This window comes from Krasilnikovia sp. MM14-A1004 (assembly GCF_047159485.1).
In the GTDB taxonomy this organism is placed as follows: Bacteria; Actinomycetota; Actinomycetes; order Mycobacteriales; family Micromonosporaceae; genus Actinoplanes.
The window spans coordinates 76,997-97,025 of sequence record NZ_AP038773.1 but is presented as its reverse complement, the minus strand read 5'-3'; the positions used below and the strand labels follow the sequence as shown (position 1 = coordinate 97,025).

Sequence of the window (20,029 nt, the reverse complement as noted above, 5' to 3'; positions counted from 1 at the left end):
CCGGACCTATTCGAAGGTGACCGTGCACGGCTGGCGTGTCGGGTGGGCGCCCGTCCGGACCGTGAGGGTGCCGGCGGCATACGACCAGCCCGCTCGGGACAGCGCCCTGCCGTTCACCTGAACGGTCTGCGGGGCAGCGGCGCCCGTGAACACGACCGTCCACTCCCGCGTGCCCGGCCGACCGGCGTAGCGACCCCGGACCGGCGCGACACGGACGGTGTGCAGGCCGCGCGACTCGCGATAGGTCAGCTCCGTCGTGGCGTGGGCGGCGTGAACGGTTCCGTCGTCCTCGTAGAGGGTGGTCCGGCCGTTCGCGCCCACGGCCACCGAGACCGTCGTTTGCGCGTCGCCGGTGCGGGTCGTCACGATGCCGCCGGAACGCTGGAACACCGGCATCGTGTCCAGCGTGGTGGTGACCTGCTGCGTCGTGCCGCCCTGGTACGTCGTACCGGTGAAGTAGTCGGTCCAGGTGCTGCCCGGCGGGAACCACACCGGCGTGGTGGTTCCGGCACCCGGCTCGGTGGCGGGCGCCACCAGCAGGTCCGCGCCGTACATGTACTGGGCTCCGGCGCTCGCGTACGCCTCCTGCTGGTCGGGGTAGGCCAGATACATCGGCCGCGTCACGGGCATCCCGGTCCGGTTCGCCTCGGCGGCGGCGCTGTACGTGTACGGCAGCAGCTGCTCGCGCAGGCGCAGGAACTTCACGGCCGATGCCTTCGCGGCGGGGCCGTACTGCCAGGGCAGGCGGTCGCTGTGGTTGGAGTGGAGGCGGTCGACGGGCTGGAACGTGCCGAGCTGGACCCAGCGCGCGTACAGGTCGTCGGGCAACTTCGTGCTGCCGGGTTCGGAGCCGGGCTCCTGCAGCCCGTACGTGTGACCGCCGATGTCGTGGCTGACGGCCGCCAGGCCCGTCGCCGCGGACTCGCCGGGCGTGTAGCCGACTTCGAACCGCAGGGTCTCCCAGTCGGAAATCGTGTCGCCGGTGAAGTGCAGGGTGGTGCGCTTGTCGGCCCACGGGCCGGTCGGCACCGTGGTCGGGCTGCTGTACCCGCCCGCCTGCAGCGAACCGTAGGCGCGGGAGAACGCGAAGCCGTTCTCGGTGGCGTACTGCTGGTTGATCCAGGCGTCGGGGGTGACGCCCGGCAGCGAGGAGCGGCTGGCGTCGCAACACCAGTCGAGCCACCAGAAGTCCACACCCGACGGCGCCATGGACCGGTGCAGGCCGAGGTAGGCGGCGAGCTGATCCGGATCGGCCCAGTCGAAGACGTAGCAGTCGGGGCCGCTGTTGCAGCCGGTGCGCTGGAGCTTGCCCTTCGCGGTCGCCTGAGCGGCGGCGAACCTCGGGTCGGCGCCGCGGATGCTCGGGTGGATGTTCAGGCTGGTGTGCAGGCCCTCTGCATGCGCCCAGTCGAAGAAGCCCGCCGGGTCGGGGAACCTGGCCCGGTCGATGTCCCAGCCGTTCCACTTGTCGCCCGCCTTGAAGTCGGTGTCGACGACGAGGACGTCGAGGGGGACGCCCTCGGCGCGGAACCGCGGCACGATCGTCTGCCGGAAGTCGGCCGCGCTGTGGTCGTAGTACTCCGAGTACCACACGCCGTACGCCCAGCGGGGCAGCAACGCGGTGGGGCCGGTGAGGGCGCCGAGTTCGCGCAGCGCCCGGGCGTAGTCCTGGCCGTACGCGAAGACGTACCCGTCCTGGTAGCCGCCGGGGTGGGCGGCGCGCTGCGTGACGGTACGCGTGCCCGGGTCGAACAGCGCCGACGCGGTGTCGTCGAGCAGCGACCAGCCGTCCGCGTAGAGGATGCCGGGTGCGGTGGCGGCGGAGCCGTCGACGCCGTCGAGCGAGCGGCGGTACCCGCCCAGCGGCGCGTGCGGGGCGAGCAGCGGGGCGGTTGCCGGGGTGACGGCCACCGTGTCGATGTTGATGTTGCAGCTGTCGTCGGTGGGGCAGCCCAGCTGCACGGTGTTGGTGCCCGCGGCCAGCGTGACGGGTACCGCCACGGTGCGCCAGTAGTCCCAGCCGCTGGTCGGCGCGAGCGTGGTGGTCACGGGCGCGGTGCCGCCGATCCGGACCGTCACGTCGCGGGCCCGGACCGGCTGCTGTCCGGCGCGACTGTTGGCATAGCGCAGCTGCAGCCGGTACGTGCCGGCCGCCGGGACTCCGGTCACCGTGAGCGTGTCCGACGCGCCGGCCCGCTCCAGGCCGGCGAGGAAGCCATCGCCCGAGTAGCCGTTGTGGTCGGCGGCCGACTTCGCGCCGCCCGCCAGCGCGCCGCCGTCCGCCTCGCAGAGCGAACCGAATGCGCACGGTACGGCCTGCGGCGGGGCGGGTTGCGGGTACGCCTCGCCGGGCCGGAGCACCGCGGCACTGTCGACGTTGACGTGGCCGGAGTCGGCCGGGTCGCGCCGCAGCGCGATCTCGTGTCGGCCGGCGGCCAGGGTGAGCGGTGCCTCGGCGAGCGCCCACGTGTCCCAGGACCCGGTGCTGGGCAGCGTGAGCTGTGGGCCGGCGGTCCCGTCGACGGCGACCGTGAGACGGCGGGTGGTGTTCTGCCCGTCACCGCCGACGAAGTTCGCGTACCGGGCGGCGTACCGGTAGGTCCCGGCCTCGGGAACGGTCACCGCGAAGGTCGTCGCGTCACCCGTCGCCTCGAACCCGGCGGCGAAGCCCCGGCCCGTGTAGCCGCCGTGGTCGCGGGCGACGGCGACACCCTGCAACTGTCCGGACTCGGCCTCGCACAAGGCCGCAGGGACGCAGGCCGGCGGGGCGTGGTCGGCCCACGGCGCGGCCTGGACGGCCTGCCGGCCGGCGGTGAACTGGACCGTCAGGTTGTCGGCACCGAACGACCCGGACCCCACCTTGTAGCGCAGCGTGACGGCACCGGTGTCGATGGTCAGCCAGTCGTCCTTCGTCCCGCTGCGGATCTGCGCGCGTTGCCGGGCGCCCGGGCGGTTCACGACGTTGAAGGTGGCGGCGTCCACGAAGCGGGAGTCCCCGGCGTACTCGGTGCGGATCAGCGTCGGGGACAGCACCTCGAAGCGCGCCTGCCCGGAGATCACCACGGAGTCGGTGCCCGCGGCGTCGGCCGGTGCCGGACCGCTGAGCAGGGCCACCACCGTCAGGGCCGCCGTGATGGCGGCGAGGTGCCTGGACAGGACGCCGACGCGCATCGAGTTCCTCCAGTCTGCGGCGGGGCGACCCCGCACCGGCCAGTCACTCCCGACGCACGTTTCCAGCGACGTTCATCAATGTCAACGCACTTATTTCACCTCAGGAAGTAACTCAGACACCTAGCGCTTCGGCCCCCGCGGGGCGGACCGACCGGGGCGGGACGCGGAAACGCCCGGCGTCTCACGGGGAGTCGCCGGGCGTCTGCTCTGCAAGCTGGCGGTGGTGAAGGGATTTGAACCCTTGGAGGGCTTGCACCCTCACACGCTTTCGAGGCGTGCTCCTTAGGCCGCTCGGACACACCACCGCGAAGTAGGTTACCCGACCCCTCGCTCGCTCCGCCGCCGGGTTGCCCGGTGTGCCGTGACCTCGATGTTCCGGGTGGCCAGCCCCGTCCGGCGCGACCGCGCCTGGCAGGATCGGGGTCATGAGTGTGCACATCGGCGCGCAGCCGGGCGACATCGTCGAGCGGGTCCTGCTCCCCGGGGACCCGATGCGGGCGAAGTGGATCGCCGAGACCTATCTGAAGGACCCGGTCTGCTACACGCAGGTCCGCGGGATGCTGGGCTTCACCGGGACGTGGCGGGGAGTGCCCGTGTCGGTGCAGGGGACCGGCATGGGGATGCCGTCGGCGTCGATCTACACCCACGAGCTGATCAACGAGTACGGGGTCCGCTCCGTGATCCGGATCGGCTCCTGCGGAGCGATCGTCGACAGCCTGAATCTCGGTGACGTCGTCGCCGCGATCGGCTCGGCCACCGACTCGAACATGAACCGGGTCCGGTTCGACGGGCTGGTCGACTACGCCCCCGTCGCGGACTTCGGGCTGCTGCGGACGGCGGTGGAGGTGGCCGAGGGCCGTAACGTGCCGCTGCGGGTGGGCCCGATCCTGGCGGCCGACGCGTTCTACTCCGACCGTCCCGACCTCTACGGCCGGCTCGCCGACTACGGCGTACTGGCGGTGGAGATGGAGTCCGCGGCCATCTACACGACCGCCGCCCGGTACGGCGCCCGCGCCCTCACGATCCTCACGGTCAGCGACCACATCACGCGCGAGGAGCGGATGACCCCGGCGGAACGCGAGCAGGGCTTCGAGAACATGGTGCAGATCGGACTGGACACCGCGATCGCCGGCGCGGCCTGACCCCTGCGGATCAGGGGCGGAAGAAGTCCCGCAGCAGGGCGCCGCACTCCTGTTCCAGCACCCCGGCGTACACGTCGGGGCGGTGGTTGAGGCGGCGGTCGCGCACCACGTCCCACAGTGAGCCCACCGCGCCGGTCTTCGGCTCCCAGGCGCCGAAGACCAGGGTGGACACCCGGGCCAGCACGAGCGCACCGGCGCACATCGTGCACGGCTCCAGCGTGACCACCAGGGTGCTGCCCTCCAGCCGCCATTCGCCGGTCCGGGCCGCCGCCCGGCGCAACGCGAGGATCTCGGCGTGCGCGGTGGGGTCGCCGGTGGCCTCCCGCTCGTTGCCCGCCGCCGCCAACTCGCGCCCGTCGGCGTCGTAGAGCACGGCGCCGACGGGCACGTCCGCGGGCGACGCCGCGGCTACGTCCAGGGCGCGACGCATCCACACCTCGTGCTCCGGCCGCGCCGCCAGGCTCACGCCGCGCCGGCCAGCGTGCGCTCGTGGCCCTCGCTGCGCTCGCTCACGCTGCGCTCGCTCACGCTGTGCAAGCCCCGCGTGCGCTCGCTCACGCCTCGCGCAGTTCCTCGACCTCGTCGCCGCAGCCCAGCCGCTGGCAGATCTCGGCGGTCACGTCGGAGGGGAGCATGCCCTCCAGACCGCACAGGGACAGCAGCTTGTGCGCGCTGATGCCCAGATCGGCGATGAGCTCGGCGTCGCCCACCGGGTCCGCGTCGGGGTCGACGGCGGGCTGGTCGGACTCGTCGTCGTCGCTCGGAGCCGGCGCGGCCAGCTCGTCGATCTCCAAGGCCGGGGCCTCGATGTCGCCGAGCAGCAGCGCACCGACCCGGGACTCCTCGGCGAAGGCCGAATCGGACCCGAACACCCGCAGGTCCTCGCCCTCGTCGAGGCGCAGGATCACCAGATACTCGTCGTCGGCCTCGACGAACAACAACGACAGCGCAGCGTCCGGTTCGACATCACGCAGGCGGTCCGCCACCTCGTCGATGTCGGCGAGGCCGGACAGTTCCAGCTCCGACGCCGTCCAACCGTTCTTGCCCCGGGCGACGGCGGCAGCAAAAGTCGACACGTTTCCCCCCACGCGACTTCGTCTTCAGCGCCTGACGGTAGCGGCAACGGCGGCGTGGCAACGGCGCCACGCCCCGAATGGTGAACAACTCAGTTCGTGAGGCGACGGCGAACGGCGATCAGCTCGCGCAGTCGCGCCCCCTGCAGGCGCTCCGGGCGGGCGCTCTCGCGGGCCGACTTGGCGTCGGCGAGAGCGGCCAACAGTTCGAGCCGACGACGGCGACGATCCGGGTCGAGCCGCTGCGGTACGTGGGCCATGCAGCCGAGGTTGCCGACCGTGGGAGGGTTCGTCAAGGCCAAGTACGCAGAGCCACGATGGGTGCACGTCCGGTCAGCCCGGACGGGATCGGTGCGACCGTCACCACATCGGCCAGTCGTTCGTGGTGATCCAGCGGATCGCCACGAACGTCGATGCGATGGACAACCCGAACCCGCTGGTCACGGCGACGCCGACGGCGACTCCCCGGTCACCGAGCACGGCCAGCGCGGCCGCGACGGCCCACGCCGAGACGGCGGCCAGCACGGTCCACCAGGCGTAGCTGACCAGATCCCGGCCGAGGCTGCCGAACAGGACGAACCACAGCACGGTCGCGCCGATCCCGGCCAGCACCGGGCCGGCGGCGACCGGATGCGGCTCGCGGTAGACGGGCCGCCGGGGCAGTCCCGGAAAGAGGCCGGAGGGTTGCGGCACGGCCGACCCCGGCCAGGACCCCTGCCGTTCGGCCATATCCGCCTCCTCCACTCCGGCACTTCCGCCACCCTATCCAGCAGTCGGGGGTCAGCGGCGCGGACGGACCTCTGTCAGGATGGCGCGATGCCTTTACGCCGTACATTTCTCCTGGTCACCGTGTTGTCACTCGCCGGATGCGGCTCCGCCGGCGGGGTCGGCGGCTCAGCCGCCGCGACCCCGGCCTTCGTCGAGCCGTCAACCGTCGCCAAGGCGTCGGCCCCCGAGACGGTCCCGGCCGCTGAAGAGGCCGTCCTGCCGGTGACCTCGGCGAGCCCCTCGGCGACCCCCAAGCCCACGGCGACCGCGACGGCCACGGCGAAGGTCCGGTACGTCTTCCCGGTCAAGGCGTCGAACGTGGCCTTCCACAAGACCCACGCGAAGTACCCGGCGACGGACATCTTCGCCGCGTGCGGGAAGCCCGTCGTCGCCACTACGAGCGGCGTCGTGCTGGAGATCAGCCTCAAGGACCGGTTCAAGAAGGGCTCGCCCGACGGGCCCTACAACGGCGGCCTGTTCGTGTCGATCAAGGGCGACGACGGTGTGCGCTACTACGGCTCGCACCTGAGCAAGGTGCTGCCGGGCATCCGCCCGGGGGTGCGCGTGAAGGCGGGCCAGGAACTCGGCAAGGTCGGCAAGACGGGCAACTCCAGCGGCGTCTGCCACCTGCACTACGGCATTTCGCCGCCGTGCGCGAAGACGGGCGACTGGAAGGTCCGGCGCGGCGTGGTCTGGCCCGCCACCTACCTGACCTCGTGGCGCAAGAAGGGCCAGAAGAGCCCGGTCGCCGCGGTCAAGGCGTGGAACCGGACGCACCACTGCAAGGCCTGACGGTTGTGGGGGCCGCATCCTCGCCCGGGATGCGGCCCCGCTCCGGCAATGCTTCCGGCCCCGCGGCTCAGCCGAACTGGGCCAGGCGCTTCTGGTTCGCGCCGTTGACCGTGGTGAAGGCGCCACCGGCGGCCAGCCGGCCGAGGCTCGCGCTCCCGGCCATGGTGAGCACCCCTTCGATGCCGTTCAGGTTCGCGGTCCAGCTCAACAGGTGACCGTCGGACGGGGACAGCGCCGCGAGCTTGACCCGGTTCAACGACCCGTCGAGGCAGGTCCCCTGCGGCCCGGTACGCGACGTGCGGCAGGCGTGGTCGAAATGGCCGCCGACGTAGATCGCACCGCCGAGAGCCACCACCGCCTGCCCGTCACCGTCGAACGTGGCGGTCCAGCGCTTCCCACCGCTGCTCGTGTACGCGTTGACCGTCCCGCCCTGCCCGCCGTGCGCGGTGAAGACCCCGGCGGAGGTGACCGCGATCCCGTACGTGATGACGGACGGGCGCGGCCGGAACCCGGTCACGATGCTCGCGCGGGTCGGGTCGAGGGCGACCAGCCGGTCGTATCCGGAGGCGCCGTTCACCCGGTGGAAGCGCCCACCCACGTACACCCGGGTGCCGGCGGCGGTGATCGCCTCGACCTGGTCGTCGACGCTCGGCCGCCAGCCACCGTCGAGGGCGCCCGTGCTGAGGTTGAAGGCGGCCAGCCGCCCGCGGGACTGCCCGTCGATCGCGCTGAACGTGCCGCCGAGGTAGAGCCGGCCGTTGGCAGCGGCCGCCGCGTACGGGGCTCCGCTGATGCTGTGTTTGAAGGTGGACGACACCGCGCCGCTGGATCCGTCGATCCGGGCGAGGCTGTCCCGCTTCTGGCCGCTGATCGCGTTGAAGTTGCCGGCGACGTACACGCTGGACCCGCTCACGGCGATGGCCTTGACCCGGCCGTTGGCGGCGGGCGCCCAGGGCAGCAGGGCTCCGGTGATCGCGTTGACGGCGGCCAGCTTGTTCCGCTTGATCGTCTTGCCCTTGACGATCGCGGCGGTGAAGTCCCCACCGACGTACAGCGTGCTGCCCGAGTAGGCCAGCGCCCAGACGGTCCCGTTGAAGCTGGGTACGGACTGGGAGTTGGAGGAGATCGCCACAGCCGGGGTCGGCGCGACCGCGAGGACCACACCGAGCGCCACGACTCCGGCGATCCGTTTGAGGAATTTGTCCCTGTAAGTCACTGGATCAACGTAACCGCATGAATGTCTCCTAAAGGAGCGTTTGAATGAATTAGTGTCATGTAGTGACGAAACGGATTAATCCTCCACTGAGTTCGGCGGATGCGTACCTGTCCGTACGGCCCACCGGCCTGCCGGTGTGGGAGAGTCACCCGCGTGGACGTCGCGGTGATCGGGCTCGGGCTCATCGGTGGCTCGCTGGCGCAGGCACTGGCCACGGGCGGGCACGCGGTGGTCGGCTTCGACGCCGATCCGGCGACCCGTGGCACCGCGCGTACCGCCGCGGCGCAGGCCCCCGCGCGGGCCCGCTGGCAGGTGGCCGGCCGCCTGCGGGACGCGATCGCGCACGCCGAGCTGGTGGCGCTCGCCGTGCCGCTGCCCGCCCTGCCCCCGGTCCTCACCGAGCTGACCGGGTACGACGGCCTGGTCACGGACGTCACCTCGGTCAAGGGCCCGATCCGGGAGCTGCTCCGGCAGCAACTGCCCACCGCCGCGTACGTCGGTGGGCATCCGATGGCCGGCAAGGAGACCTCCGGCTTCGCCGCCGCCGACCCTGACCTGTTCACCGGCTGCGCCTGGGTTCTGTGCCTGGAACCGCGGGAGACCGCCCTGCCGGACTGGCTGACCCTGGCCCGGCTGGTCACCGCGCTGGGGGCACGGGTGGTGCCGGCCACGTCCGCCGAGCACGACCGCGCGGTCGCCGCGGCCAGCCACGTCCCCCACCTGCTGGCCGCGGCGCTGACCACCGCGGTCGCGGGTGACCCGCTGGCCGCCGCGCTGGCCGCCGGTTCGTTCCGGGACGGCACCCGGGTAGCCGCCACCCGGCCGGAGCTCATCGCCGCCATGTGCGGGGGCAACGCCACGGCGGTCGGCACCGCACTCGACGGTGTCCTGAAGACGCTGGCCGAGCTGCGGGCCGCGCTGGACGAGCCGGACCCGGCCACGGCGCTGCGCCCGCTGCTGGCCCCGGCCAGCGCCGCCCGAGCGGCCTGGCCCGTGGCGACGGGCACGGCGGTCGAGGTGCCCTGGCACGCCGACGCCCTGCTCGAACTCGGACGGGCCGGCGGCTGGGTGACCGGGGTGGACGACGAGCGCCGGGTGTTGCGGGCCGTACGACCCGAAACTGTCGGTGGTCGCCCCTAGGCTGAGCGGCGCCGCTAAGGACCGCAGTCGAAAGGAATCGCGCCATGCCCGGTCAGGTCGGTCCGATCGCCACCGAGCAGGAGGGCCTGCTCGCGTATCTCACCCAGATGCGTTACGTCCTGAGACTCACCGCGTACGGCCTCACCGACGAGCAGCTGCGGGCCACTCCGTCCGCGAGCGACCTGAGCGTCGGCGGCCTGGTCAAGCACTGCGCCTCCACCGAGGAGAACTGGATCGCCACGATCCGCAAGGAGCCCCGCCCGATCGACTTCCAGAAGTACGCGGCGGACTTCCGTCTCGCCGACGGCGAGACGATCGACGACGTGTTCGCCCGCTACGACCGCGCCGCCGCGCACACCGAGCAGACCGTCCACGAGATCGGCGATCTCGGCTTCTCCGTGCCGGTCGACCGCTCCGTGCCGTGGAACCGCCCGGATCTCGACGTCTTCTCCCTGCGCTGGGTGCTGCTGCACCTCATCCAGGAGACCGCGCGGCACGCCGGACACGCGGACATCGTGCGGGAGAGCGTCGACGGGGCGACGGCGTATCCGCTGATGGCGGCGGCCGAGGGCTGGCCCGAGACGAGTTGGCTCAAGCCCTGGAAGCCAGCCTCGTAAAAACGCGCAGCGTCACGGCCTCTCGCCGCGGTCCAGGCGGATCACCCGCCGGTCCGTGACGATCGCGGTGACCAGGTCGTGCGGCGTGACGTCGAAGGCCGGGTTGACCGCGTCCGACAGCGTGGTCACCTCGGCGGCGCCCCGGTCCTCGATGTCGACCGCGGCGCCGTCGGGGGTGTCCGGATCCACCGTGGACTCCGGCGCGACCACGAGGAACGGCAGCCCGGCCCGGCGTGCGCCCAGGGCGTGCGCGTACGTCCCGATCTTGTTGATGACGTCGCCGTTCGCGCAGATCCGGTCCGCGCCGAGGATCACCGCGTCGACCTCGCCCCGAGCCATGAGGAACGGGCCGGCCGAGTCGACCGCCACCCGGAAGTCGACCCCCCAGCGCGCCAGCTCCCACGCGGTGAGCCGGGCACCCTGCAACAGCGGGCGGGTCTCGCTGGCGATCACCCCGGCCAGCGCGCCGCGTCGGTGCAGTTCACCGACGACTCCCAGCGCCGTGCCGACGGTGACCGTGCACAGGCCCCCGGTGTTGCAGTGGGTCAGCAGGCGCGGACGCGTCCCGCACAGGTCGCTCACCAGGTCGGCGCCGCGCACGGCCATCGCCTCGGACGACGCGATCTCCTCGTCGCGCACGGCGTACGCCTCCCGCAGCACGGCGTGCGCACCGGCGGGCAGCAGCGCCGCGGCCCGCCGGGCGCCGCGGGCCAGGTTCACCGCCGTCGGGCGGGCGGTCTCGATCTCGTGTACGGCCGCCGCCAGCCCGGCCGGGTCACCCGCGAACTGCCGGGCGGCCAGCGCCACCCCGAACGCTCCCGCGACCCCCAGTGCCGGCGCGCCCCGCACGGCCAGCGACCGGATGGCCGCGACCAGTTCGGCCACCGTGCCAATGCGCAGGATTCGCAGTTCGCCGGGGAGCGCCGTCTGGTCGACGAGCTCGATCCATCCCGCGGCGTCGAATCCAGCGACGCCTGCGGTGTCGGGACCCCCGGCGTCGAGCCCCGCAGTCCCGGTCGCCCAGTCGATCGTTCGCATGGCGGCAACGCTAGCGGGCCGACCGGCCGCTGCCGCGTGCACTAGCGTGGGCCTGGTGAGCGCCCGCGATCCCGTTGCCGACCTGCGCCGGATCGCGTTCCTGCTGGAACGGGCCAATGAGGCCACCTATCGGGTGCGCGCGTTCCGGTCGGCGGCCGCGACCGTCGCCGCCCTGCCCGCCGAGGAGCTGCGGGCGCGCGTCGAGGCGGGCACGCTGTCGGAGCTGTCCGGGGTCGGCGACGTGACCGCCCGCTGCGTCACCGAGTCGCTGTCCGGCGAGGAGCCGGTCTACCTGCGACGGCTGACCGCGACCGAGGGCACCGATCTGGGCGATGCGGCAGCCGCGCTGCGTACGGCGTTGCGCGGCGACTGCCATGTCCACTCCGACTGGTCCGACGGCGGTTCCCCGATCGAGGAGATGGCGCTCGCGGCGGTCGAGCTGGGCCACGAGTACATGGTGCTGACCGACCACTCGCCCCGGCTGACCGTGGCCCGGGGGCTGACCCCGGACCGGCTGCGCCGCCAGCTGGATCACGTGGCCCGGCTCAACGACGCGCTGCCGGAGGGCTTCCGCGTACTGACCGGGATCGAGGTCGACATCCTGGCGGACGGCTCCCTCGATCAGGAGGACGAGCTGCTGGCCCGGCTGGACGTGGTGGTCGGCTCGGTGCACAGCGGGCTACGCGACGACGCGTCCCGGATGACACACCGGATGCTCACCGCGATCGCCAACCCGCATCTGGACGTACTCGGGCATATGACCGGCCGCAAGGTGGCCGCGGCCGGAGCGGGCGACCGCGGGCATCGCGCCGGGCGGACCCGCCCACCCAGCGACTTCGACCTCGACAAGGTGCTGGGCGCCTGCGTCGAGCACGGCAAGGCCGTGGAGATCAACTCTCGGCCCGACCGGCTCGACCCACCCAAGCGGATGCTGCGGGTGGCGGTGGAGGCGGGCTGCCTGTTCACGATCGACACCGACGCGCACGCGCCCGGCCAGCTGGACTGGCTGCACTTCGGCTGCGAACGGGCGGCGCTGTGCGCGGTGCCGGCGGACCGCGTGGTCAACACCTGGCCCGCGGACGCGCTGCTGGCCTGGACGGCGGGACACGGCGGCGATTGAGGAAGCGTGAGGTCGGTGATCTCCCGTAGGGTCTGCGGCGTGGGAAAGATTGACGACCTCGCCAACCGTTACGTCGCCGAGTGGGCGCCGCTGAACCCGATCGGCTCGACCTGGGTCGGCATCCCGGGCCGGGACGACCAGCTCGACGACTTCTCCCCGGACGGGTACGCGGCGAGCGCCGACCTGACCCGGCGCACCCTCGCCGAGCTGGCGACGCTGGAGCCCGCGGGCGCGGGCGAGGCGGTGGCGAAGGACGCCATGCAGGAGCGCCTCGGGCTCGACCTGACCCGGTACGAAGCCGGCGACACCACCAGCGACCTGAGCGTCATCGCCAGCGGCATGCACAGCATCCGCCAGGTCTTCGACCTCATGCCGACCGAGGGCGAGGAGGCCGTCGCCAACATCGCGGCCCGGCTGGGTCAGATCCCCCGTGCGGTCGCGCAGTACCAGCGCACCCTGCTGGAGCAGGCCGACGCGGGCAACGTCAGCGCGCGTGCCCAGATGCTGGCGCTGGCCGACATGTGCGACACCTGGACCGACCCGGCCCGCGACGACTTCTTCCACGGCCTGGCCGGGCGGTTGGGTGCCGGCGGCGCGCTCGACGCCGAGCTGCGGCGCAACGCCGGGGCGGCCACGGCCGCCACCGCCGGCTTCGCCGAATTCCTGCGTACGGAGCTGGCGCCGCGCGGCCGCGACCGGGAGGCCGCGGGCCGCGAACGGTACGAGCGGGCATCGCAGTACTTCCTCGGCGCCCGGGTGGACCAGCACGAGACGTACGCATGGGGCTTCGAGGAGTTGCACCGCCTGGAGCAGGAGATGCGCGCCGTGGCGGCGGAGATCGCCGGTCCGGGCGCGAGCATCGACGAGGCGGTCGCCACCCTCGACGCGGACCCGGCCCGGCGCATCCCCGGCAAGGAGGCGTTCCGCGACTGGATGCAGGCTTTGGCGGACAAGGCGATCTCGGAGCTGCACGGCACCCACTTCGACATTCCCGAGCAGGTCCGGCGCATCGAATGCTGCCTCGCCCCGACCAGCGACGGCGCGATCTACTACACCGGCCCGAGTGAGGACTTCAGCCGTCCCGGGCGGATGTGGTGGGCGGTGCCGGAGGGGATGACGGAATTCTCCACCTGGCGCGAGGTGACGACGGTCTACCACGAGGGGGTGCCGGGGCATCACCTGCAGGTCGCCCAGACACAGGTCCGCGCCGAGTTGCTCAACCGCTGGCAGCGGCTGCTGTGCTGGTCGTCCGGCCACGGCGAGGGCTGGGCCCTGTACGCGGAGCGCCTGATGGACGATCTGGGCTATCTCGCCGATCCGGGTGACCGGCTCGGCATGCTGGACGGCCAGGCGCTGCGTGCCACCCGGGTCATCGTGGACATCGGGATGCACCTGGAGTTGGAGATCCCCCGCGACAACCCGTTCGGCTTCCACCCCGGTGAGCGCTGGACTCCGGAGCTGGGCTGGGAGTTCCTGCGCGCGCACTGCCGGATGGAGGACGAGGTGCTCCGTTTCGAGTGGAAGCGGTACCTCGGCTGGCCCGGCCAGGCCCCCTCGTACAAGGTCGGTGAGCGCATCTGGTTGCAGGCGCGTGACGACGCCAAGGCCCGCCACGGTGCCGCGTTCGACCTGCGCGCGTTCCACCGCGACGCGCTGAACCTGGGTTCGCTGGGTCTCGATCCGTTCCGCCGGGCACTCGCCCGGATCTGACCGCCGCGAGCCGCCCGCCGCTACCGGCGGACAGGCCCGGTCCGGTCGCGCGCTCGCACTGGCTGAGCGGCGGGTCCGGGCCGGGTCTACCCATTTCCGGGCGAAACGCGCCTCGGCCCGGTCGACGCGGCCTCGTACGCCGGGCCGATCCCACGTTTTGTCCCACATTCTGAGAGAGCGTGAATCTGACACGCGTGATCATGCGAGCACGCTCCGCAGGAATCTCACGCAGGGTGGTTTTACAGCTACTTAACGGTAACTTTGCATGAGTGATCCATCTTACTCCACTGTGGAGCCGCTCCGATGCTCGGACGCGCTTGTCGCGACTCTGTCCCGTGCTGGCACACCCCGCCCGTATCCAGCACCTTCACACCCTTCGGCCGGACCTGGAGCCCGCTACAGCCACTCGGGGCCCGCGGCGTATCCCCCGATCAGACGACTCAACTCTGACCCTTGGAAAGGGGCCTCATGATTGTTTCTCGGATAGATTCACCCGGATCGGTGCGCCCGTCCGGCTACGGAACGTAGCCATCAAACGGTGGCCGGCGCTGCATGGCGAAGGACGAAGGCAATGTCAGTCACGGTGAATCACCGGCCAAACCACTTGCGATCCGCCGTGGCGGCTGTTTTGACGGTTCTGATACTGGTTCCGGCAGGCTGCCTCTTCGCGTGGGTCTGGAACGACAACCAGGACCGCCGGGACAGCACCCAGCGGGAGCGGCAGGGCGTGGAGTACCTGAGCGCCCTGGCGCCGCTGGTCAGCGGCCTGGCCGAGGCGGAGTCCTCGGCGCTGCAGGGCGTCGCGGCCCCGCCCGCCTCGCTGACCACCGCTGTCACCAACGTCTCCGCGGTCGACGCCCGCCTCGGCGCGGATCTCGGCACCCGTGAGCGGTGGACGACCCTGCGCGAGAAGATCGGCAAGTTCAAGACCATCAAGGGCGACGCCGAGGCGATCTTCCAGGCGCACGTCGAGGTCGGCGACCTGGCACTGGCGCTGTACACCTCCGTACAGGCGGAGTCGGGGCTGCTGCGCGACCCGGACAACGACGTGTCGCACCTGCAGCAGGTCGTCGCCGTGGACCTGCCCACGACGGTCACGCAGGTGAGCCGCATGGGCGACCTGGCGCTGCTGGTCACCGGCGCCACCCCCGCCCGGCGTGCGGTGCTCACCCCCCAGTTCGGCGCGTCCGTGGAGTTCGTCACCGCCTCGGTCGACAACCTCACCGACAACCTGCAGGCCGCGGCCGAGAACACCAGCAGCACGACGCTCAGCGGCCAGCTGGTGAGCACCCTGGACCAGTTCCGGCGTGGCGTCGAGGCACTGACCCGTGGCGCGAACCCCGGCGGCATCCCGAACCCCGCCACCATGGCCACCGCGCAGGCGCAGCTGCAGACCTCCCTGGCTGCGCTCTCCGGCGTGGTGGCCCGCGAGACGACCAACCTGCTCGACGACCGGCTCGACAGCCTCGACCTGCGCCACGCCGGCATCCTGACCGCCGGGATCGCCGTGCTGGCACTGACGCTCGTGGCCGCCGCCATGCACCTCGCCGGGCGACGCCGGGCACCCTCCGCCCGTCCCGCCCCGGCCCCGGCCGGTTCGGACGCCACGCGCGGCATGGGCCGTCCCGGCCCCGAGCCCGGCTACGGCCACCTGAACCAGGCGCCGGCGTATGGCGACGCCCCGACTCAGCGGGAGCGGTCCGGTGTTCTTCGGTAGCTTGCGCATGCGGGGCAAGCTCGCCCTGCTCATCCTCGTCCCGCTGCTCGCCGTCGTGGGCCTCAGCGTGCCCATCATCGCCGACCGCATCACCGTCGCCCGCGACGCGCAGAAGGTCGCCGACCTGGTCGCGCTCGCCGTCGACGCCGGCACCACGGTGCAGGAGCTGCAGGAGGAACGCCTGCTCTCGGTCGGATACTTCTACGGGCTCGTCCCGCTGCCCGAACTGTCCGTGCAGACCGCCAAGGCCAAGGACCGCGTCCAGCAGCTGCGCGGCAAGGGCAAGGACCTCCCGCTGGGACTGCGGCGGGCGATCGCCAACCTGTCGAAGCTCGACAACACCCGGCTGAACGTCCGCAACCGGGCGATCCCGCCCGAGGTGATCGTCTCCGAGTTCACCACCGTCATCCAGCAGGTCTTCGAGCAGCTCGGGCTGTACCAGCGGGCCGACCTCACCACCGCGACCGGCCGGCAGGTGTTCGCGCTCGACCAGGCGCTGCGTACCGATGAGCTGATCAGCCAGATCGCCGGCTACCTGGTCCCGTCCGTCATCACCAAGCAGCAGTCCGTGCTCGGCCGGTTCTCCGTGGCGTTCGTCCAGCTGCAGCAGGTCTTCGCGAACACTCGGCCGTACTTCACCGAGGCGCAGTACAAGCTGTACATCGGCGCCCGGGAAGCGTTCGTCACCCGGCTGGGCCCGGCCTTCTTCCAGTACGGCACGACCGACCCGCTCACCGCGGCCAAGTCGCTCAATATCAAGACGCTGTTCCCGTCGCTGCGCTCCATCTCCGTCATCGGCGGCTTCATGGAGAAGCGGATCGCCGCGGACGTGACCACCGCTGTCACCCAGACGCGGCAGGACGCCATCGGTACGGCGTACAGCGTCGGTGGCGGCTCGCTGGTCATCCTCGTCGTCGTCATCGGCCTCAGCATCCTGATGGCGGGCGCGGTCGCCCGTCCGCTGCGTCACCTGACCGCCTCCGCCGACCGGGTTGCCCGCGAGGCCGAGGCCGAACTGCAGCGCGTCGCCGACGACGACACCGACCACGTCCGGCCCATCCGCCTCGACGAGGTCGACGTGGCGGGCCGCGACGAGATCGGCGACCTGGCCCGCGCGTTCGACCGGGTGCAGACCACCGCGGCGCGGCTGGTCGAGCGGCAGGCCGTCGGTCGCCGCAACGTGGCGCAGATGTTCGGCCACGTCGGCCGCCGTACGCAGAACCTGGTCGGCCGCCAGCTGGCGCTGATCGACAACCTGGAGCGGCGCGAGACCGACACCGAGCGCCTGCGCGAGCTGTACCGGCTCGACCACCTGTCCAGCCGTCTGCGCCGAAACGCGGGCTCGCTGGTCGTGCTCTCCGGTGGCGCCGGTGCCAACGAGCACATGGCCCCGCTGGCGCTGTCCGACGTCGTCCGGCTCGCCCTCGGTGAGATCGAGGACTACACCCGCGTCGACCTGGACCTCCCCGAGGAGATCGTGGTCGTGCCGTCGCTGGTGGCCGACCTGACCCTGATCCTGGCGGAGCTGATGGAGAACGCCACGTCGTTCTCCCCGCCGCACACCAGGGTCACCGCAACCGCGACGGAACTGCGCGGCGGCGCCCGGCTGGCCATCGTCGACCACGGCCTCGGCCTGTCCCCGGAGCGCATGACCGAGGAGAACGCCCGGCTGACCCGCCGCGAACGCCTCGACCTGGCGCCCACCGAGGTGCTCGGCCTGTTCGTCGTCGGCCGCCTGGCCCGGCGGCACGGCATCGAGGTGACCCTCACCGAGACCCCCGACGGCGGTGTCACCGCGTGGCTCGACCTGCAGCCCGCGCACCTGATCACCCACGCGGAGGCCGTGCCGGCCGCGCCGATCCAGGCGTCGGTCGTCGGCCACCACACCACCGAGCTGCCGACGCTCATCGCGGGCGCCGCCGGCCGGCATGCGCCGGGCAGCACCCAGCCGTTCGACGCGAACAAGCTGAGCCGGGCCACCGAGACGATCGAGGCCGCGCTGACCTGGAACGCGTTCGCGCTGGCGGCCGGCCAGGCCGCGATCGGGGCGGGGTCGGACCGGTACGTGGACGACACCGTGTACGACGCGGAGCCCGTGCTCGACCACCAGCCGCGCGCACACGCGTACGACATGGGTGTCCCGATCGCGGGGCGGCACCCGGCTGCGCTGCCCGAGCTGGAGGGCCGGCTCGTCCAGCCCGCCCAGACGGAGATGGTGCTGCCCCGGCAGCGGCAGCCGGAGCTGCCCGTACCCCAGGCCCTCGCGGGCTCGGCGTACGCGGCCCCGTCGCCGCACGCCCTCGCCGGTCCGCCGTCGCTGCCCGCGCCGAGTGTCGCGCCGCACAGCCCGGCCCCCGATCTGCCGCGCGGCGGCGGGGCGACCCCGCTGCGCCGCCGGGTGCCCGGCAGCCACATGCCGACCGAGACCGGCCCGACGCCACGCACCGCGCCGCCCACCTCGGACGACGCACTCGCGGCCCGCGACGCCCTCGCGGCCTTCGAGGCCGGGGTGTCGCGCGCCCAGTGGGACGTGATGGAGGCCGACGCCGCGGCCCCGCCGAGTTATTCCGCTCCGGGATTCGACGGCGGAGCCGAACCAGTGGCGGGATATCCGTCGTTCGGAACCGGCCAAGCGGCACCGGCGGTCAGCCAGCCTCCGTTCGAGGCCGGGCGGCCGCAATACGAGGCCCCGCCGGCCGAGGCGAGCCCGCCGCCGGCCACGACGGGCCATCCCCCGCTGGCCAGGCGGGTGCCCGGTGCCTCGCTGCCGGTCACCAGCCCTACGAACCAGGCGCCACCCGCGTCACCGGCCCAGCCTCTCGACCCCGAGGCTGCCCGGGCTCTGATCGAACAGTTCGAGCACGGCGTCGCATCCGCACTCAATGAAACCCAGCCACAACACGAGGGACAACCGCGATGACTTCCCCCTACTCCACGGACACCGGCAACGGACGCGACTTCGCAAACGCGCAACTGAGCGCCGAAGCGAAGACGTTCAACTGGCTGCTGGATTCCTTCACCTCCGGGACCGCGGGGGTCCGCGAAGCCATCGCCGTTTCCTCCGATGGCCTGCTGATGGCGATGTCGAACAGCAAGGACCGGTCGAACGCCGAACGGCTGGCCGCTGTCGTCTCCGGCGTCACCAGCCTCGCCGGCGGCGCCGCCGCCTGGTACGCGCTGGGCAGCCTGAACCGGGTCATCATCGACATGGCCGACGGCTACCTGCTGGTCACGGCCATCAGCGCCGGGTCGGTGCTCGGCGTCATCGCCGACCGCAGCGCCAACCTCGGCACCCTCGCGTACGAGATGACGCTGTTCGCCACCCGTGCCGGTGGTGCGCTCAGCCCCCGTCTCATCGCTGAGCTGAAGAACGCCGTCCAGCAATGAACACCGCGCCCGGCTCCGACGACCCGGCACCCCGCGTGGCGACCGGGGTCCGGCCGTTCCTGCAGTCGGGCGCCCCATACGAGCGGCCGACCAGCGAGTACTTCGCACCGGCCCACACCGAGGAGCACCCGCCCGGTGAGCAGACGACCGCATTGCGGCCGTTCGTCATCACCTCCGGGCGGGTCAACGCGGCCGACCCCGCGATCGGGATGGAAACCCAGGTCACCCTCCGCCCCGGAGTGGTGCCCGACCGGCTCTCCCCCGAACAGCGGGCCATCGTCGGCCTCTGCCAGGAGTCGCTGTCCGTCGCGGAGATCTCCGCACGGCTCAGGCTCCACCTCGGCGTGACCCGCATCCTTGTCAGCGACCTGCATGCGGCCGGCTACGTGGACATCCACGTGCTGGACGACGAGTTCCCCGACCCCGACACCATCATGCGAGTGATCCGTGGACTTCGAGCCCTCTGACCGCGTCGTCGGCACTGCCCGCGTGCCGAGCGGTCGCAAGCCGGGCGCCGCGCCCGTACCCGTCAAGATTGTCATCGCCGGCGGCTTCGGCGTCGGCAAGACGACGACCGTGGGTGCCATCTCCGAGATCGCGCCGCTGCGCACCGAGGCCGAGATGACCATGGAGTCGGTCGGCGTCGACACCCCGAACCCGGAGACGGCGAAGACCAGCACCACCGTCGCCATGGACTTCGGCTGCGTGACGATCGACGACACGCTGAAGCTGTACCTGTTCGGCACCCCCGGCCAGTCGCGCTTCTCGTTCATGTGGGACGACCTGGTCCGCGGCGCGCTGGGCGCACTCGTGGTGGTGGACACGAACCGGATCGACGACTGCTACCCGGCCGTCGACTACTTCGAGCGGGCCGGCATGCCGTTCGTGGTGGGGGTCAACACGTTCAATGGGCAGCTCAGCTACACCCTCGACGAGGTCCGCTGGGCGCTGGCCGTCCCCGCGGACGTACCCGTTCTGTCCTTCGACGCGAGGTTCCGCGGCTCCGTCCGGGATGCCCTGCTCGTGGTACTTGATCGTGCCCTCGATCGAGCCCTGAAAATGAAGTCGACGTAAGGTTGCGCCGGACGTTCGGCCGACGCGGGTTCCCATGACGGCTGTTGAGCGTGCAAAGTTGTGA

At 72.0% G+C, this 20,029-nt stretch carries 18 protein-coding genes and 1 tRNA gene; 11 read left to right on the top strand and 8 right to left on the bottom strand.

Features of this window, described 5'->3' with window-relative positions; genetic code table 11:
• Positions 1 to 6 precede the first annotated feature (6 nt).
• Both ACMCNN_RS00440 and ACMCNN_RS00435 read right to left on the bottom strand, forming a co-directional pair.
• Positions 7 to 3,171: a TIM-barrel domain-containing protein gene (locus ACMCNN_RS00440; protein ID WP_412744197.1), complete on the bottom strand. Its 3,165-nt coding sequence runs from the start codon at positions 3,169 to 3,171 to the stop codon at positions 7 to 9.
• A 215-nt stretch (positions 3,172 to 3,386) separates the two neighbouring features.
• A tRNA-Ser gene (locus ACMCNN_RS00435) sits at positions 3,387 to 3,476 on the bottom strand.
• A 120-nt stretch (positions 3,477 to 3,596) separates the two neighbouring features.
• On the opposite strand from ACMCNN_RS00435, the gene deoD reads away from it, so the two are divergent.
• Positions 3,597 to 4,313 (top strand): purine-nucleoside phosphorylase, encoded by a 717-nt coding sequence (gene deoD / locus ACMCNN_RS00430; RefSeq protein ID WP_412744196.1) that lies wholly within the window; start codon positions 3,597 to 3,599, stop codon positions 4,311 to 4,313.
• Between the two features lie 10 nt (positions 4,314 to 4,323).
• Here deoD and tadA read toward each other — a convergent pair whose 3' ends face one another.
• The 4 genes from tadA to ACMCNN_RS00410 form a co-directional block, all read right to left on the bottom strand.
• Positions 4,324 to 4,779: a tRNA adenosine(34) deaminase TadA gene (gene tadA, locus ACMCNN_RS00425; RefSeq protein ID WP_412744195.1), complete on the bottom strand. Its 456-nt coding sequence runs from the start codon at positions 4,777 to 4,779 to the stop codon at positions 4,324 to 4,326.
• Between the two features lie 88 nt (positions 4,780 to 4,867).
• Positions 4,868 to 5,389: a tRNA adenosine deaminase-associated protein gene (locus ACMCNN_RS00420; protein ID WP_412744194.1), complete on the bottom strand. Its 522-nt coding sequence runs from the start codon at positions 5,387 to 5,389 to the stop codon at positions 4,868 to 4,870.
• Positions 5,390 to 5,478: 89 nt separating this feature from the next.
• Positions 5,479 to 5,646, bottom strand: a complete 168-nt coding sequence (locus tag ACMCNN_RS00415) for a hypothetical protein (RefSeq protein ID WP_412744193.1) — start codon at positions 5,644 to 5,646, stop codon at positions 5,479 to 5,481.
• A gap of 100 nt (positions 5,647 to 5,746) precedes the next feature.
• On the bottom strand, positions 5,747 to 6,115 hold the full coding sequence (locus ACMCNN_RS00410) for a hypothetical protein (protein ID WP_412744192.1): 369 nt from the start codon (positions 6,113 to 6,115) through the stop codon (positions 5,747 to 5,749).
• An 87-nt stretch (positions 6,116 to 6,202) separates the two neighbouring features.
• On the opposite strand from ACMCNN_RS00410, the gene ACMCNN_RS00405 reads away from it, so the two are divergent.
• Positions 6,203 to 6,946: a M23 family metallopeptidase gene (locus ACMCNN_RS00405; protein ID WP_412744191.1), complete on the top strand. Its 744-nt coding sequence runs from the start codon at positions 6,203 to 6,205 to the stop codon at positions 6,944 to 6,946.
• A 67-nt stretch (positions 6,947 to 7,013) separates the two neighbouring features.
• Here ACMCNN_RS00405 and ACMCNN_RS00400 read toward each other — a convergent pair whose 3' ends face one another.
• The gene (locus tag ACMCNN_RS00400; RefSeq protein ID WP_412744190.1) at positions 7,014 to 8,162 is read right to left on the bottom strand and encodes a hypothetical protein; all 1,149 of its coding nucleotides are present in this window, start codon (positions 8,160 to 8,162) and stop codon (positions 7,014 to 7,016) included.
• A 153-nt stretch (positions 8,163 to 8,315) separates the two neighbouring features.
• Between ACMCNN_RS00400 and ACMCNN_RS00395 the strand changes: the two genes are divergently transcribed.
• Both ACMCNN_RS00395 and ACMCNN_RS00390 read left to right on the top strand, forming a co-directional pair.
• Positions 8,316 to 9,302, top strand: a complete 987-nt coding sequence (locus ACMCNN_RS00395; protein WP_412744189.1) for a prephenate dehydrogenase — start codon at positions 8,316 to 8,318, stop codon at positions 9,300 to 9,302.
• A 44-nt stretch (positions 9,303 to 9,346) separates the two neighbouring features.
• Positions 9,347 to 9,919: a DinB family protein gene (locus ACMCNN_RS00390; protein ID WP_412744188.1), complete on the top strand. Its 573-nt coding sequence runs from the start codon at positions 9,347 to 9,349 to the stop codon at positions 9,917 to 9,919.
• A gap of 12 nt (positions 9,920 to 9,931) precedes the next feature.
• On the opposite strand, the gene mtnA is transcribed toward ACMCNN_RS00390, so the two are convergent.
• A complete protein-coding gene (gene mtnA, locus ACMCNN_RS00385) occupies positions 9,932 to 10,957 on the bottom strand; it encodes an S-methyl-5-thioribose-1-phosphate isomerase (RefSeq protein ID WP_412744187.1) in 1,026 nt (341 codons plus the stop codon).
• Between the two features lie 55 nt (positions 10,958 to 11,012).
• On the opposite strand from mtnA, the gene ACMCNN_RS00380 reads away from it, so the two are divergent.
• The 7 genes from ACMCNN_RS00380 (at position 11,013) to ACMCNN_RS00350 (ending at position 19,965) form a co-directional block, all read left to right on the top strand.
• Positions 11,013 to 12,077 (top strand): PHP domain-containing protein, encoded by a 1,065-nt coding sequence (locus ACMCNN_RS00380; protein WP_412744186.1) that lies wholly within the window; start codon positions 11,013 to 11,015, stop codon positions 12,075 to 12,077.
• A gap of 39 nt (positions 12,078 to 12,116) precedes the next feature.
• A complete protein-coding gene (locus tag ACMCNN_RS00375; protein ID WP_412744185.1) occupies positions 12,117 to 13,787 on the top strand; it encodes a DUF885 domain-containing protein in 1,671 nt (556 codons plus the stop codon).
• A 628-nt stretch (positions 13,788 to 14,415) separates the two neighbouring features.
• Positions 14,416 to 15,504, top strand: a complete 1,089-nt coding sequence (locus tag ACMCNN_RS00370) for a hypothetical protein (protein WP_412744184.1) — start codon at positions 14,416 to 14,418, stop codon at positions 15,502 to 15,504.
• Positions 15,491 to 18,424 carry an ATP-binding protein gene (locus ACMCNN_RS00365; RefSeq protein WP_412744183.1) on the top strand — a complete coding sequence of 978 codons (2,934 nt, stop codon included), beginning with the start codon at positions 15,491 to 15,493 and terminating at the stop codon, positions 18,422 to 18,424. The genes ACMCNN_RS00370 and ACMCNN_RS00365 overlap by 14 nt, the downstream gene beginning before the upstream one ends.
• Positions 18,421 to 18,891: a roadblock/LC7 domain-containing protein gene (locus tag ACMCNN_RS00360; RefSeq protein WP_130509633.1), complete on the top strand. Its 471-nt coding sequence runs from the start codon at positions 18,421 to 18,423 to the stop codon at positions 18,889 to 18,891. The genes ACMCNN_RS00365 and ACMCNN_RS00360 overlap by 4 nt, the downstream gene beginning before the upstream one ends.
• Positions 18,888 to 19,358: a DUF742 domain-containing protein gene (locus ACMCNN_RS00355; RefSeq protein WP_412744182.1), complete on the top strand. Its 471-nt coding sequence runs from the start codon at positions 18,888 to 18,890 to the stop codon at positions 19,356 to 19,358. The genes ACMCNN_RS00360 and ACMCNN_RS00355 overlap by 4 nt, the downstream gene beginning before the upstream one ends.
• Positions 19,339 to 19,965, top strand: a complete 627-nt coding sequence (locus ACMCNN_RS00350; protein ID WP_412744181.1) for a GTP-binding protein — start codon at positions 19,339 to 19,341, stop codon at positions 19,963 to 19,965. The genes ACMCNN_RS00355 and ACMCNN_RS00350 overlap by 20 nt, the downstream gene beginning before the upstream one ends.
• Positions 19,966 to 20,029 lie beyond the last annotated feature (64 nt).

Bases quoted from the DNA above. Each gene is read 5' to 3' on its own strand.
- ACMCNN_RS00405 (WP_412744191.1), top strand. From the start codon at position 6,203: ATGCCTTTACGCCGTACATTTCTCCTGGTCACCGTGTTGTCACTCGCC.
- ACMCNN_RS00415 (WP_412744193.1), bottom strand. From the start codon at position 5,646: ATGGCCCACGTACCGCAGCGGCTCGACCCGGATCGTCGCCGTCGTCGG.
- ACMCNN_RS00355 (WP_412744182.1), top strand. From the start codon at position 18,888: ATGAACACCGCGCCCGGCTCCGACGACCCGGCACCCCGCGTGGCGACC.
- ACMCNN_RS00440 (WP_412744197.1), bottom strand. From the start codon at position 3,171: ATGCGCGTCGGCGTCCTGTCCAGGCACCTCGCCGCCATCACGGCGGCC.
- deoD (WP_412744196.1), top strand. From the start codon at position 3,597: ATGAGTGTGCACATCGGCGCGCAGCCGGGCGACATCGTCGAGCGGGTC.
- ACMCNN_RS00390 (WP_412744188.1), top strand. From the start codon at position 9,347: ATGCCCGGTCAGGTCGGTCCGATCGCCACCGAGCAGGAGGGCCTGCTC.
- mtnA (WP_412744187.1), bottom strand. From the start codon at position 10,957: ATGCGAACGATCGACTGGGCGACCGGGACTGCGGGGCTCGACGCCGGG.
- ACMCNN_RS00360 (WP_130509633.1), top strand. From the start codon at position 18,421: ATGACTTCCCCCTACTCCACGGACACCGGCAACGGACGCGACTTCGCA.
- ACMCNN_RS00410 (WP_412744192.1), bottom strand. From the start codon at position 6,115: ATGGCCGAACGGCAGGGGTCCTGGCCGGGGTCGGCCGTGCCGCAACCC.